The 12,068-nt window shown below is 65.1% G+C and carries 10 protein-coding genes; 3 read left to right on the plus strand and 7 right to left on the minus strand.

All coding sequences use genetic code 11. From position 1 onward, the window contains the following. Window positions 1-103 precede the first annotated feature (103 nt). The 6 genes from EDF56_RS22065 to EDF56_RS22090 all read right to left on the minus strand — a co-directional run bounded on the left by EDF56_RS22065 (window position 104) and on the right by EDF56_RS22090 (window position 6,938). On the minus strand, window positions 104-1,246 hold the full coding sequence (locus EDF56_RS22065) for an AAA family ATPase (protein ID WP_243652783.1): 1,143 nt from the start codon (window positions 1,244-1,246) through the stop codon (window positions 104-106). Window positions 1,247-1,887: 641 nt separating this feature from the next. Then, window positions 1,888-2,562 carry a GntR family transcriptional regulator gene (locus EDF56_RS22070; protein ID WP_243652776.1) on the minus strand — a complete coding sequence of 225 codons (675 nt, stop codon included), beginning with the start codon at window positions 2,560-2,562 and terminating at the stop codon, window positions 1,888-1,890. 26 nt (window positions 2,563-2,588) lie between these two features. Beyond that, the gene (locus EDF56_RS22075; RefSeq protein ID WP_132391637.1) at window positions 2,589-3,779 is read right to left on the minus strand and encodes an alpha-hydroxy acid oxidase; all 1,191 of its coding nucleotides are present in this window, start codon (window positions 3,777-3,779) and stop codon (window positions 2,589-2,591) included. Next, entirely contained in the window at window positions 3,779-5,089 is a 1,311-nt protein-coding gene (locus EDF56_RS22080) for an NtaA/DmoA family FMN-dependent monooxygenase (protein WP_243652777.1), read from the minus strand. The genes EDF56_RS22075 and EDF56_RS22080 overlap by 1 nt, the downstream gene beginning before the upstream one ends. Before the next feature lie 170 nt (window positions 5,090-5,259). Continuing rightward, window positions 5,260-5,985, minus strand: coding sequence for a 4-carboxy-4-hydroxy-2-oxoadipate aldolase/oxaloacetate decarboxylase (locus EDF56_RS22085; protein WP_132391639.1), 726 nt, complete (start codon window positions 5,983-5,985; stop codon window positions 5,260-5,262). Then, the gene (locus EDF56_RS22090) at window positions 5,982-6,938 is read right to left on the minus strand and encodes a hydroxyacid dehydrogenase (protein ID WP_132391641.1); all 957 of its coding nucleotides are present in this window, start codon (window positions 6,936-6,938) and stop codon (window positions 5,982-5,984) included. The genes EDF56_RS22085 and EDF56_RS22090 overlap by 4 nt, the downstream gene beginning before the upstream one ends. A 162-nt stretch (window positions 6,939-7,100) precedes the next feature. Here EDF56_RS22090 and EDF56_RS22095 point away from each other — a divergent pair, with 162 nt between their 5' ends. Beyond that, window positions 7,101-8,024, plus strand: coding sequence for an SMP-30/gluconolactonase/LRE family protein (locus EDF56_RS22095; protein ID WP_132391643.1), 924 nt, complete (start codon window positions 7,101-7,103; stop codon window positions 8,022-8,024). Between the two features lie 4 nt (window positions 8,025-8,028). Here the strand turns inward: EDF56_RS22095 and EDF56_RS22100 are convergent, their stop codons facing one another. After that, on the minus strand, window positions 8,029-9,027 hold the full coding sequence (locus tag EDF56_RS22100) for a GSU2403 family nucleotidyltransferase fold protein (RefSeq protein WP_132391645.1): 999 nt from the start codon (window positions 9,025-9,027) through the stop codon (window positions 8,029-8,031). A 158-nt stretch (window positions 9,028-9,185) separates the two neighbouring features. Here EDF56_RS22100 and EDF56_RS22105 point away from each other — a divergent pair, with 158 nt between their 5' ends. After that, on the plus strand, window positions 9,186-10,574 hold the full coding sequence (locus tag EDF56_RS22105; RefSeq protein WP_132391647.1) for a hypothetical protein: 1,389 nt from the start codon (window positions 9,186-9,188) through the stop codon (window positions 10,572-10,574). An 11-nt stretch (window positions 10,575-10,585) separates the two neighbouring features. Next, window positions 10,586-12,064 (plus strand): acyl-CoA reductase, encoded by a 1,479-nt coding sequence (locus tag EDF56_RS22110; protein ID WP_165912330.1) that lies wholly within the window; start codon window positions 10,586-10,588, stop codon window positions 12,062-12,064. Window positions 12,065-12,068 lie beyond the last annotated feature (4 nt).

Here is a 12,068-nt window from a genome sequence, read left to right on the forward strand (position 1 = left end):
TGAGAGGGCAGGGGCATCGGAATTCAAAAAGAACAAATGGAAAACGCCGAACCTCGACAGCGTTCCCGAAAGAACGATGCCGCCGCAGTCCGGAAGGGCATGGTCAGCCATTGACCAGCAGCTCCTCGTCCACTTTCTGGCTGCGGCCCCAACCGGCGCGAACGAGCTGTTCGATCTGGCCCAGCGCCTCGTCGAGATTGGCGCGCGAGCGCTTGTGCGTGCGCGCGGTGCCGATCGGCTTTTCCAGTTCGTAGACCGTCATCATGCGCATGGCAGCATGGCTGATCTCAGCGCTTTCGAGGATCGGAACCGGGAGCAGGGCAGGGCCGAAAGTCTGCTCCATGATCGTGCGGACCATCTCGTGGCTGGGATCGTTGCCGTCGAACTTCGAGCAGATCAGGCGGACGAACGAATAGTCGACCTCGATGCCGACACCGGTCAGCTGGTCGAGCACCTGGTCCATCATCGAAAGGAACTGCACGGTCGAGCAGAAGTCCGGCGTGGTGGCGGCAAGCGGCACCAGCAGGGCATTGGCCGCCTGCATCACCGCAAGGCTGATCGTGCCGAGCGCCGGCGGCGGATCGAGAATGACCACGTCGTAATGGCGCGAAAGATCCGTAAGTCCTTGCTTCAGCTTGCGGAAGCGCGCGGCAAGTACCGATTGCCCGTCGGAACCGGCAGCGGCGAGTTCGTACTCGACGTCGAACAGTTCGAGGTTCGAGGGGATCAGGTCGACATTGGGCCAGGGCGTGCGCTTGACCGCATAGAGCAAGTCGGCCTGGGTCGGGTCGATCGAGAGATAGGGGTAGAGCGTCTCTTCCCGCGTGATGTTGAAGTGCGGGTTGAAGCCGAACAGCGTGGTCGTGGTCGCCTGGCTGTCGCAATCGACCACCAGCACCTTGTAGCCGTGCACCGCGAAATAGTGCGCAAGATGGGTGGTGACGGTGGATTTGCCGACGCCGCCCTTGAAGTTCTGCACCGCGATCATCGCCGGAACGTCAAGCGGCGCGCGGGCCGGCGAAGCGCCGAGCACTTCGCGCATGTGCAGCATGTCCTCGATCGAGTAGCCGAGCCGGCGCCCGTTTTCCCCGGCGGGGGGAGGGGGCAGGCGGCCGTCGTCCTCTGCCATGCGGATACGGTTGGTGGAGCAGCCAAGCAGCTGCGCCGCCTCGGCGATTCCGGTGCGGACATTGAGTCCCTTGCGGCTTTCCGGCAGAAACGCCTTGCGCCGCAAGCGCTCGATCATCTTCTCACCCGCCTCGGCAAGATCGCCAATCTGGGAAATGACGGCATTCGATTCGGCCACGCGGCACTCCATTGAAGCACTTTTGCGGGCAGAATAGGCAATTTCATTCATTTCGGCAATGGGATGGCCTATATTCCTGTTTGTAGTGCCACCCACCCCCTTTGAGACGCAATATCTTGGGGGCTGGCATGTCTGGAGCCCTTTTTTCCAAACGGGCAGCAAGCGTGTTTGGCTCCCGTTCATTCGATGGCCGGCGAATCATCGAAGGCGATTCAGGGGGGCGATTCGAGCCGGCATCGTGCGTGGATCCCGGAACGCATCAAGGCCGAAAGTCCCCAACTCACGCCCGATGGCCGACTGCCAGAGGCCCACGAAGGGAGTGAGGGGTTCCCACCGTGCGGCGGCGCCTGGCTGGCGTTTGCGATCCCGCCCAGCACGTCGTTTCGCAGGCCATATTCGCGTCGTTGGTGATCCGCGACGGCCTCGTCAGCATCGGCTTCGTTGAAGCGGCGCACGGTGCCGGGCTGGCGACTGTGGAGGAAGAAAGCGCGCGGTCCCCATCGAGGCAGGCAAACTCGTGCGGATGCTGAACGACCGGACGCTGCCGCCCGATCAGACTCCCATCGTTCTGGCCCCGGTTATCAGCTTTCGTCCGCCGCCGTCTGCACCGACTGGAAGCGGTGGGCGTGGCGTTGCAAGCCGATGCGGGTTCGGCGGATATGGAGGACGAGCGCGGCCTGTGCGGTTTCGACCTCGCCCCGGATCACGGCATCGTAAAGCAACTGGTGCTCCACGTCGTGCGTGCGGCTGCCGCTGGCGAAGGCAAGCTTCAGGTAAGCGCGGCGATAGCTCTGCGTGGTGTCCCAGACGCGCTCGACGATCTGCGCGAGAAGGGGGGTCTCGTGCCGTCGATAGGTGATCCAGTGAAACTCGCGGCCCAGCGCAATGGCCTCGTCGATGTCGGTGACTTGTTCGTTGCGCTCCATCACCCGCTTGAGGTCGGCAAAATCGCCGTCGGTGAGGTGCGGCATGCTCTCGGCGAGCAGCAGCGGCTCGATCCGCTCGCGGATCTCGTAGGACACTTCAAGGTCGCGCAGGGACAGGCTGGCCACGCGCGCGCCGGTATTGGGCCGCATGACGACAAGCCCGCGCGCTTCCAGCATGCGCAGCGCATCGCGCACCGGGATGCGGCTCGTTTCCAGTTCGGCGGCCAGTTCGTCCTGCTTGATGCGCGCGCCGGGGGCGATCTCGCCCGCGAGAATACGCTCGGCAAGGATGTCGGCGATGCGCTGGCTGGCCGCTCCCGAGCTGGCCAAATTTGAACTGGAAGCAGGTAACGTCATCAGGTTCCTTCGAAGACCGCTGACGGCTGCATAGCGCTCCTGCCCGAACCAAGGAAGCTTCTGTCCAGTTCATCGAGCCGGGTGATCCCCAACATGGCCATCGCCACGTCGATCTCGTTCGCGAGCAGGGCCAGCGCATGGGCCGCGCCGGCCTGTCCTGCGGCGGCGCAGCCGTAGAGCGTGGCGCGGCCGATCATCACCGCATCCGCGCCGAGCGCGATGGCCTTGATGACATCGGCCCCGCGCCGCACGCCGCTGTCGAACAGCACGGTGGCGCGGCCGCCCACGGCGTCGACAATGGCGGGCAGGGCATCGATGGCAGGCGGCGAGGAATCGAAATTGCGCCCCCCGTGATTGGATACGGCAATGCCGTCCACCCCGCGCTCGACCGCGCGGCGCGCGTCGTCCGGATGGAGCAGGCCCTTGACCACCAGCTTGCCCGGCCAGCGGCGGCGCAGCTCGTCCACGTCCTTCCAGTCGACCGAGGCCGAATTGGTGACGCGCGCGACTTTGCCGGTGATCCGGCCGCCGACTTCGGCGGGATAGTTGGCGAACTGTGGCAGTCCGCCTTCCAGCATGTAGCGCCCCATGACCGAGGCGAGCCAGCCTGGGCGGCGCAGGAAATCGCTGACGAGGCGGGTGTTGGGCCGGACCGGGTTGGACATTCCGGCGCGGCGGTTGAATTCGCGCAGCGGCCAGACGGGGGTATCCACGGTCAGCACCAGCACGTCGGCGCCGTGCTTCCCGGCGGCTTCCACCACTTGCCACGAAAGCTCGCGCCGTTCCCACAAGTACATCTGCATCCAGTGACCGGCACGGGCGACCTTGGCGATATCCGCAAAGCTGGTGGTCGAACTGGTGGTCTGGGTGAAGGGAATGCCCGCGGCGGCGGCGGCACTGGCGATGGCGCGCTCGCCCCGGTGCCACATGAGGTCGGCAATGCCGGTCGGCGCGATCACCAGGGGCAGGGGCTGGCGGCGGCCGAACAGCACGGTTTCGGCCGAGCGCGCGGACACATCGCGCAAGGTGCGCGGCGTGAGGTGCAGCGATTGCAGGGCTGAGACATTGCGGCCGATCAGCAGGTCGTCCTCGGTCCCGCGCTCCATGAACTCCCAGATCGCGCGCGGCAGCCGGCGCCGGGCAAGGGCGCGCAGCTGGGCGATGTTATGGGCCTTCTTTGCTATGGCCATCAGGTCAGGCCGAGGTTGGCGGCGAACGTCGTGCCTTCGTATTCGGTGCGGAAGACGCCGCGCTTCTGCAGGATCGGCACGACTTCATCGACGAAGTTGGTGACGGAGGACGCCATGACCGTGGGCGTCAGGTTGTAGCCGTGGCAGCCGGTTTCGCGCCAGATCTGCTCCAGCTTGTCGGCCACTTGCTCGGGCGTGCCGACGATTTGCGGCATGCCGACCGAAAGGCCCCACTTGATCGCCACTTCGCGCAAGGTGAAGGGGCGGTCGCCCAGTACCGAGGTGAAGGCCTTCATCAGCCCCTGCGAGGCCTGCGTCGCCTGTTCCTGCATCGGCTGATCGAGTTCGATGCCGGAGAAATCGACGCCCATCGTGCCCGAAAGCCGGGCAAGACAGCCGTCGAGTGGCAGGCGCTCGACCAGATCGTCAAGGTGGCGCTGCGCTTCCTCCTCGGTGCCGCCAAGGATCGGCTGCACGCCGAACAGCACGCCGGGCGCCTTGCGGCCGAGGCCGGTCGCGGCTTCCTGCAACTGGTTCATATAGCGCTGCATGCCGGGCAGGTTGGGCTGGATCGCGAAGACCACGTCGCCATGCTCAAGGCCGAAGCGCAGGCCGCGCCCCGAGGTGCCCGCCTGGAACAGCACCGGGCGCTTCTGCGGGGAGGGCAGCACCGGGCCGACCGTCTGGCACTTGTGGAACTCGCCGTCGAAATCGACGAACTTCACCTTGGAAGGATCGGCGTAGATCCCCGCCTCGCGGTCGGCGAGGACGGCGCCTTCCCCGATCGAATCCCACAGGCGGTAGCAGATCTCCATGTATTCGTCGGCGGCATCGTAGCGGCGGTCATGATCGAGCTGCTGGTGGCCGAGCGCGCGGTGCTCGCCGCGCAAGTGGCCGGTGACGATGTTCCAGCCGATGCGGCCGCCGGACAGGTAGTCCAGCGTGGAAAGCTGGCGCACGATTGACCACGGGCGGTAGGAGCTGGTCGACATCGTCGTTGCGAGGCCGAGGTTCTCGGTCACGGCGGCGAGCGCGGAGAGCAGCACGACGGGATCGTGGTTGGGCCAGCAGATGCCGTACTTCACCGCGTCTTCATGGCTGTCGCGATAGCGGTCGAACACGCCGGGCGTATCGGCGAAGAACAGGCCGTCGAACTTGCCGCGCTCCAGCGTGCGGACGAGGTCCTGCCACGCCTTGAGATCGGCCATCGCGTCCAGCCGGTTGTCCCCGGGCGCGGCCCAGCTGAGCACGGTGTGATTGATCGGTGAATGGATCTGGAAGCTGACCAGATGCATCTGCTTGCCTGCCATTGTCTCTCTCCTGCTTCCTTCGCGATGCGCGGATTTCGGCCCGGCGCATGCAGTCTTTTTGTTTCCGGCCTGTTTTCAGGATGCGACCGGGCCAATGGGCGGAATTGTCGGCCCGGTCGCCCCTGCTGGACCGCCTTGCGGTCCCCTCCCCAGGTGCAGCCTTTACGTTCTTAAGACGCGGCGTCGTTGAAGGCGCCGTCGTGGATTTCGATGCCGAGGTCGGCGATGATCTCGTCCATGCCGAGGATCTCGAACAGCACTTCGCCTTCGCCGATGCGGCGGCGGAATTCGACTTCGGCGGCGGCGCGGGTCTCGGCCTTGGCGACGGTCTGTTCGATGAGTGCGCGCGGGATCACCAGCACGCCGTCGGAATCGCCGACGATGAGATCGCCGGGCTCGACCTGAACGCCGTCGGCAACGATCGGCACGTTGACGGCGGCCGGTCCGCGCTTCTTGGGATGCTCTACGGAGACGGCGGTGGACCAGACCGGGTAGCCAAGCTCACGGATCGCATCGACATCGCGCGTGGCGCCGTAGACGACGGTGCCGGCAAGGCCCTTCTGTTTCGCGTAGGTGCAGGCAACGTCACCCCAAAGTGCACCTTGGTGCCCGCCGCCATTGGTCAGGACCAGCACGTCTCCGGCCTCGGCAACCCAAAGCGCGGCATGGATGGCAAGGTTGTCGCCGGGGAAATTCCACGCGGTGACGGCCGGGCCGCAGAGCTTCTGGCCGGGGGCGATGGGGACCATGGCGGGGCTCATCAGGCCCATGCGCCCGGCGATCTCGCCCAGGCCTTCGTGGAGGTCGGCCACACCGAACTTCGCGGCGCGCGCGACCAGCGCGGGATCGGGCCTGGGAATGCTGCGATAGATCACGGACTTGAGCGGGGCAGTCATGCGAAAATCTCCGGGTTGAGCAGGGTTTCCGGCCGCTCACCACGGCTCACGAGCGCCACCACGCGGGCGACATTGAGCGCCATGTCGCGCATTCCGGCCTCGGTAACGCCGGCGACATGGGGTGAGAGCAGGCAATTGGGCAGGGCGAACAGCGGATTGTCGGGAGCGGGGGGCTCGGCCTCGAACACGTCGATGCCGGCACCGGCGATCTGGCCCGATCTCAGTGCGTCGGCGAGCGCGGCTTCGTTGACAATGCCGCCGCGCGAACAGTTCACGAGGATCGCGTGGGGGGACATCAGGCCCAGCTCCACCGTATCGATCAGATTGCGCGTGCCGTCGGTCAGCGGGGTGTGGATCGAGATCACGTCGCGCCGCAGGATTTCCGCCAGCGGCAGCGGTTCCACCCCGGCAGCGCGGATGTCCTCATCGGGAACCACGGGATCGAAAGCGGCCACTTCCGCACCGAAACCGGCGCCGCAGATCTGCGCCACGCAGCGAGCGATGCGGCCGAAGCCGATCAGGCCGACGCGCGCGCCGGTCAGGTCGCCAAGGCGGACGGCCCAGCGCTCGTCCCAGCGGCCATTGCGCACAAGTGTATCCATCTCGCGAGTCCGGCGCAGCAGCGCCAGTATCATCGAGACGGCCCCTTCGGCCACGGCGGTGGAATTGTTGCCGCCCGGCGTATTGGCCACCATGACCCCGCGCGCGGTGGCAGCGGCAATGTCGATATTGTCCACCCCGGCACCGTGCTTCACGATGGCCTTGAGGCGCGGCATCGCGCCGAAAACCTCGGGCCCCAGCGGGCTGGTGCGGATGACGATCACACTGGTTTCGGCAAGGCGCGGGTCCTCCCGCCAGTTCGCCGGAGCGATGATATCGTGCGCCTGCTCCATCCGTTCGACGCCGAGCGGATGAATCGGATCGATAATGCATACGAGTTCACGGGAACTCATGGGGTTTTCGCCTCTCCAAGCCAGTTATGTATACTTTTTTGTCTGATGGCTTGGTGAAGCCTCTTTTCAGAACGGTCAATGGGCAATAGGTCTTTCGCCAAGCAGGAGGCGTGCCCATCGGCGCAATGCCGTGGGAGCGATGCCCCGAAACAGGAGAGAGAGATGTTCGCTGCACCGCCCGCCGTCATGGCGGAATTGTTCTGCCGCATTCCTGACAAGTTCCGCCGTTTCGGCGAAAGCACCGAATGGGCGCGGGTGCAGCTGCACGGCGCGCCGGCCCCGGTATTCCTCGAAGGTCCGGTGTTCGACGCCGAGGGCAACCTGTGGGTGACGGACATTCCCTGGGGCCGCCTGTTCCGCATCGCGCCCGACGGCACTTGCGAACTTGGTTTCGAATACGACGGCCAGCCCAACGGCATGAAGTTCCTGGCGGATGGGCGCCTGCTGGTGGCGGACCATCACAAGGGGATGGTGATCTGCGATCCCGCCACCGGCAAAGTGGAGACATGGTTCGACCGCTATCTGCTGGAGCCGTTCCTCGGCTGCAACGATCTCACGATCGCCAGCAACGGCGATATCTACTTTACAGATCAGGGCCAGTCGGGCTGGCAGAATCCCAATGGCCGCCTGTTCCGCGTGCGCGCCGGGACGGACCGGCTCGAACTGCTGCTGAGCGGCATTCCCAGCCCTAACGGCCTCGTGCTCAACAAGGCGGAGACCGCGCTGTTCCTGGCCGTTACCCGCGCCAATGCGGTCTGGCGCTGCCCGCTTGTCGAAGACGGTGAGGTGGTGAGCAAGGTGGGGACTTATATCCAGATGTCCGGCGGCTCGGGTCCGGACGGCCTGACCATCGACGAGGACGACAATCTGGTCGTCTGCCACGTCGGCTTCGGCGCGGTCTGGCTGTTCAGCAACCGGGGCGAGCCGATGCTGCGGATCGATGTGCCCGAAGGCCGACATACCACCAATGCGGCCTATGGCGGGCCGGACAACCGCTGGCTCTATTTCACCGAATCGAGCACCGGCACGGTCTATCGCACTGAGATGCCGGTTCCCGGCCGGCCGATCTATTCGGCCAGCATCTGAGACCTTACCAGTCCGGCGGGGCAGCTTGCGAGAGGCCCCGCCATTCTTCGAAGAACGGCGCCAGTTCGCCCGGAAGCGCGGCAATGAAGGCCTCGTCCAGCGGATAGTGCGGCATCGCTTCCGCCACCGCGTCTAGCAGGGCAAGACCCTGCATCCGGTCCTTCGGCCGCTTGAGCGGATTGCGCTTGGCCTGCGCCGCCATCCAGAGCTTGTGGAGCGCAAACCAGCGCGGATCGGGCGCGACGATGCGGGCCGGAGAGCCGTCGCGGCAACCGATCACCTGATCCACCGGGCGCCCCAGCAGCAGCCATTCCTGCTCGGGCAGCGGCACCGGGCGCGGCTGATCGCGCCCGCCCAATGTCGCCGCGCGCGACGGGGCCACCAGCAGTTCCACTTCGTAGGCCTTGGCATTGCGCGCCTGAAAATCGCGCTCGGCATTGACGGTGAACGTGGAATCGACCGCCTTCAGCATGTCCCACACCCGCCGCTCGTGCTCCTCGGCTTCCAGCGCGATCCACGCGAGGTCGAAGTCCTCGGTCTCGTCGGGCAGCTCGATACGGCCATTGGCCTCGATCATGTAGGCGGCAATGGCATTGGTGCCGACGACCAGCAAGTGCGAACCCAGCAGGTCGCGCCGGTCGCATTCGCGCAGGATCGGCCCTGCGTCGGAGGACAGCAGCGGCAGCCGCAGCGCGCGGTAGAGCGCCGCCGCTTCGGCAAGGGCCGGGCGCAGCGCGCGCACGCGCTCCTTCAGCGCCGCTTTTGTCTCGTGATAGTCGGCAAACTGCGCTTCCAGTTCGGGCGTCATGGCGCCGAGGCTCTTGCCGTTTCCGCCCCGGTCGAAGATGCGGTAAAGGTATTCGTGGCCGTTCACGGTCTTGCGCCGCAGGTCGTAGGGCAGGGCGGCAAGGTCGCGCTCGGCCTCGATCCATGTCTCGTAGCGCTGGCGCAAGTTGACCAGCAGGCGGGACTGCTCATCGGAGAAGGGGCGGACGCGGGCCATCCCCATTTATCCCACAATTTCTAGATATCGTCAATTTGTGGGATAATGACGCCCAGCCATTCGAAAATCCTCTGGCTGCCAGAAAGGCTCGGCAGGTTCCGGCTCGGGAGAGGCTTGCATAAGCTGCGGGCAAAGAAAAACCGGAAGAGGATTTGCCAATGTCGATCAGCCTGCTGCCGGACAATCCGGCCACTTGGACCTATCGCCGTTTCGAGGACCTCTATGCGATCCCGCGCGAGGAGCGCGAGAAGCTGCAACTGGAAGCGGTGCGGATCAATTTCGCGAAGCTGCGGGACCGCATCCCGGCTCTGAAGAAGCTGGCAGACCGGCAGGGCGTGGAGGCGATCGATCGGATCGAGGATGTCCTGCCGGTCTGCTTCGATCACCGCGTGCTCAAGAACTATCCGATCCAGATCATCGAGAACCGCGATTTTGCAAAGCTCACCGGCTGGCTGGACAAGCTGACCGCGCATGACCTCACCCGCGTCGATCTTACCGGCGTGACCACCATCGAGCAGTGGCTCGCCCGCCTCGAAGCCTATGGCATGCTGGTGACCTATTCGAGCGGGACGACCGGCAAGCTCTCTTTCGTGCCGCGTTCCTATGACGAGCTTGGTCCGTGGAAATTCCACTTCTTCAACGTCAACCGCGCGTCGAGCGGCGTCGATCCCTGGACCACTAAGCTGCCGACCTTCTTCCCCGGCTATCGCGGCGGCTATCAGACGATGCTCAAGATGATGAGCCTGTTCAATGTCGAGATGGCGGGCGGCGAGGCCAACTACCACACGCTTTACGACACCCATATCCCGGCCGACCTGATGGCGCTTTCCGGACGCCTGCAGGCCGCCGAAGACCGGGGCGAGGTGATGAGCCTTGGCCTCGATCCGGCATTGCTCGATCAGCGCGAGGCGATGATGCGGCAGGGCCGCACGCGCGAGACGGACATGGAGTCGTGGTTCGGCAAGCTGATCCACGACTTCCGGGGCCAGCGCGTGAAGATCGGCGGCACGTTCGCGGACCTCTACCGCGTGGCCCGCGCCGGGCTCGACAAGGGCATGACCTGTCAGTTCGCAGCGGGCTCCATCGTCGAGGGCGGCGGCGGCATGAAGGGGTACAAGGATGCCCCCGCTGACTGGGAAGAACAGGTGAAGGCCTTCTTCGGGGTCGCCCGGCTGGGCAATCAGTACGGTTTTTCCGAATGCATCGGCAATGCGCCGATGTGTTCGCACGGATACTTCCATTTCCTGCCTTACACCGTGCCCTTGCTGATGGACGGCGAAGGGCGCGCGCTGCCGCGCGAGGGGATCCAGAAAGGGCGGCTCGCGCTCGTCGACCCGATCCCGACATCCTATTGGGGCGGCTTCACGTCGGGCGATGAAGTGACGATCCACTGGGAGGAGGACTGCCCCTGCGGCTGGGGTGGTCCGCGCGCCGCCAAGACGATCCGCCGGTTTGCCGAGAACGAGGGCGGGGATGACAAGATCACCTGCGCCGGATCGCAGGCCGCCTACAACGAGTTCATGGAATTCGTGGCGGGAGAGGCGTGATGGAACTGCCCATGGCTGACGCTCTCGACATCCCGATCATCGCGCGTGGCCGGGTTATCATGCCGGGTGAGGACGCGGTGCTGTTCAAAGGACGGGGAGGCGCGGATTTCCGGCAGGCCGATCCGCATCGGCACATCCACGACCTTGTGCTCGGCGATACAGCGCGGCTGCGCGACCTGCACGATACGCCGATCCGTGAGATCATCGACCTCTTGGCAGAACTGGGCAAGCGCCTGCGGCTGGAGGACAACGAACTGCTCCAGCAGAGTTTCGCTCTCGCCCTGAAAGCGGGCGGGCTGGCCGAGCCGATCCTGCGCGGCGTCTATGACGCGCTGCCGGCGATGTTCGATGCGGTGATGATGACGGGGCTGGTCGACAAGACCATCGGGCTCGATCATCTCGATGGCTGGGTGCCGGGGCAGGGCGATTATGCCAATGTCAGCATCCGCGCGGTCGGTACGCGGCAGCTTCACATCACGGCGGGGAACGTGCCGGTAGTGGCGGCGATGACGGTGGCACGCGCGGGACTCACCAAGTCCGACATTCTCATCAAGTCGCCGTCCAACGATCCGCTCACCGCCAATGCCATCGCCCGCACGCTGATCGGTCTGGCGCCCGATCATCCGGTGACGAAGCATATCGCCGTCGCCTACTGGAAGGGCGGAGACGAATTCATGGACTCGCAGATCGTGCGCACCAGCCGCATCGACAAGATCACCGCCTGGGGCGGGATGAGTTCGGTGCGCCACATCCAGAAGTTTCTCCAGCCCGGCATCGACCTGACCGCGCTCAATCCCAAGTATTCGATGTCGATGGTGGGCAGCGAGACGTTCGAGAGCGATGCCGCGATGGACGAGGCGGCGGTGGGTCTTGCTACATTGGCGGGGTTCTACAACCAGACCGCCTGCGCCAACACGCGCATCATCTATGTCGAAAGCGATTGCGATGAGGCGTCGCTGGACAAGGTGATCGATCTCGGCCGCCGGATGGTCGCGGCCTATGACCGGCTGCCGCCGCTGCTTTCGGTGCCGTTCACGGTACCGAACCGCGAGTTGGAAGCCGAACTGGTGGCCGTCGCGCTGGAGGACGATTTCTACCACGTGGAGGGTGACACGCTGAAAGGCGGCTTCGTCGTTTCGAAGTTCAGCGACCGCGTCGAATTCTACGACAAGCTCTCCAATCGCGTGGTCAACTTCGTGCCGGTCGACGACCTTACGGACGTGCTCAAGTGGTGCGACGACACTACCCAGACCGTCGGCATTTACCCCGAGACCATCCGTTCGCGCCTCTTGGATCTGTTTGCCTTGGCGGGCGTGCAGCGGCTGGTTTCGCTGTCGGGCGGCGATCCGATGACGGTCTATGCCAATTCGCACCACATGCCGCCCGGTTCGCCGCACGACGGAATTGAGCCGATGCGCCGTTCGGTGCGCTGGGTGGTGGACATGCGGCCTGCTCCGGACGGTGTGGCGCTCGGCATCGCGGCGGAATAGCATC

This window comes from Novosphingobium sp. PhB165, from assembly GCF_004341845.1.
Taxonomy (GTDB): Bacteria; Pseudomonadota; Alphaproteobacteria; order Sphingomonadales; family Sphingomonadaceae; genus Novosphingobium.